Annotated in this window: 2 protein-coding genes; both read right to left on the bottom strand. The window is 64.4% G+C overall.

The features are described 5' to 3' along the window. The coding region (locus MOV74_RS37090) for a Mur ligase domain-containing protein (protein ID WP_246932352.1) at positions 1–328 on the bottom strand (328 nt) is incomplete at its 3' end. Positions 329–413: 85 nt separating this feature from the next. After that, positions 414–1924 (bottom strand): penicillin-binding protein 2 (locus MOV74_RS37085; protein ID WP_246932350.1); only part of this gene is annotated, 1511 nt, incomplete at its 5' end.

Raw genomic sequence — 1924 nt, 5'->3', positions numbered from 1 at the left:
TGCCGCTGGTCCCGGTCACGGCCTCGACGGTCGCGGGTTGGGCGGGGAAGAAGCTCGCCGCGGCCAGCGCCAGCGCGCGGCGCGGATTGGCAACCGTGATGAACGGCACCTTGCTGCCGTCAGGCGCATGGTCACCGACGACGGCGACCGCACCTGCGGCAATCGCAGCATCGATGAAGCGTGCGCCGTCGGTCTTGCTGCCCGCAAGTGCGAAGAAGAGATCGCCCGGCTTGACCACGCGGCTGTCGAGCGCAAGGCCGGTCACGTCGAGCGCCGCGACAGCGGGCTCGATCGCGGCATCATTGCCTAGCAGGTCGGAGAGCTTCATGGTCTTCCAGTCGACATGCCCTCCCGCAAAGCCGAATCTCCGGGAAAAGCCCCGACTCAGCAGCGGCGATGGCCTACCCCGTTGATTACTGGGTTGTCCTGGATGCTGCAAGAATAAGGCGTTCCGCAGGCGGCAGATCGAACCGCGGCTCGACGCCCAGAAGCGGCGCGATCCGCTCGATCACCTTGCCGCCGGTCGGCACCGCGTTCCAGCCCGAGGTGATGAAACCCTTCGTTTCGGGAATGGCCTGCGGCTCGTCCAGCATGATCAGGATCTGATATTTGGGATCGTCGCAAGGCATGATCGCCGTGAAGGAATTCAGCACACGCTTCTTGGCATAGCGGCCGTTGATGACCTTTTCGGACGTGCCGGTCTTGCCGCCGACATAGTAGCCCTTGATGTCAGCGGTCTTGGCGGTGCCGATTTCGGCGTTGAGTCGCATCAGGAACCGCATCTTGTCGCTCGTCTCCGGCCTGATGACGCGCTTGGCCATCGCCGCGGCCTCGGACTCGCTGCGCTTCATGAAGGTCGGCGGAATCAAATAACCGCCGTTCACCAGCGCATTGATCCCCATCACCGCCTGGAGTGGCGCCACCGACATGCCCTGGCCGAACGCGATGGTGACCGTGTTCAGCTCGCCCCAACGCCGCGGCACCAGCGGAGCCGCGCTCTCCGGCAGCTCGGTGCGCAGCCGCGTCAGCTGGCCCATCTTGGCGAGGAACGCCTTGTGGGCCTCCACGCCCTGGCTGAGCGCGATCCGCGCCGCGCCGATATTGGACGAGTAGGTGAACACTTCCTTGGTGTTGATGAAACGTCCGAGCGGGTGGCTGTCGTGGATGGTGAACTTGCCGTAGTGCAGGTTTCCGCGCGCGTCCCAAGACGTGTTCAAATTGATCTTTCCGGAATCGAGCGCCATCGCCAGCGTGAACGCCTTGAAGGTCGAGCCCATCTCGTAGACGCCGGTGGTCAGGCGGTTGATACGGTCGGGGTCATGCGCTTCCTTCGGATTGTTGGGGTCGAAATCGGGAAGGGAAACCATCGCCACGAGCTCGCCGGTCTTGACGTTCGAGATGATGCCGGAGGCGGCCTTGGCGTGGAACTTGTCCTTGGCCTTCAAGAGCTCGTCGCGCAGCGCATGCTCGACGCGCAGATCGATCGAAAGCTCGATCGGCTTTTGCAGCCGGTCGGTGGCAAAGCCGGCGCGGTGGAGATCGGCGAGGCCCTGATTGTCGAGCCACTTCTCCATGCCGGCGATGCCCTGGTTGTCGATGTTGACGAGACCGATGAGGTGGGCGACCTCGTTGCCGGTGGGATAGACGCGTTTGTTCTCGCGCAGGAAACCGATGCCGGGAATGCCGAGCTTGTGAATGGCCTGCTGCTGCTTGGCCGTGACCTCGCGCTTGAGCCAGACGAAGCCCTTGCGCGTCCTCAGGCGCTCGCGCACCTCGGCCTCGTCGAGGTCGGGCACGGTGGCGGTGAGAAGCTCGATCGCCTCGTCCTTGTCGATGATGCGGCGCGGCTCGCCGAACAGGCTCGCAGCCTTGACGTCGGTCGCAAGGATGGCGCCGTTGCGGTCGACGATGTCGGGGCGTGCGG

It is taken from the genome of Bradyrhizobium sp. SHOUNA76, from assembly GCF_023006445.1.
Lineage (GTDB): Bacteria > Pseudomonadota > Alphaproteobacteria > Rhizobiales > Xanthobacteraceae > Bradyrhizobium.
Note: the sequence above shows the minus strand (reverse complement) of the source record. Positions and strands in the feature narration are given on the sequence as shown.